The 375-nt window shown below is 44.5% G+C and carries 1 pseudogene; it reads right to left on the bottom strand.

Annotation, left to right across the window (positions count from 1 at the left end):
* Nucleotides 1-375: pseudogene (locus AB4486_RS26115) on the bottom strand (cache domain-containing protein); the annotation flags it as partial.

Raw genomic sequence — 375 nt, 5'->3', positions numbered from 1 at the left:
ATGTAATAAGGATTTTTCCTTCGCCATCAAACAAGTTACGTGCAAGCAATTCGCTTTGGCTTTGAAGCTCAAACAAAGACAAATCAAAACCAATTGAGCCAATGATTTTCCCGTCTTGTTTGATTGGTTGGCTGATGGTAGTGATGAGCTCTTGCTTACCGCGAACTGGATAGAAATAGGGTTCCATCACAAATGTCTTACCGGTTTGGTATGGCATTAAGTGCCAGTCGTCTTTGCGCTCACCGTTGCTGTTGAGATCGGTATTGCTGAAGCTCTCCATTGCGACGGCATCAAAGCTGTTCTGATCATTTGGAGAGAAGAAAGGCGCAAGGTAGCCCTGACTGTTAAAACCCAATTCGGTGTCCAAGCTGATCT

The organism is Vibrio sp. 10N.222.55.C6 (assembly GCF_041473395.1).
Lineage (GTDB): Bacteria > Pseudomonadota > Gammaproteobacteria > Enterobacterales > Vibrionaceae > Vibrio > Vibrio crassostreae_C.
Note: the sequence above shows the minus strand (reverse complement) of the source record. Positions and strands in the feature narration are given on the sequence as shown.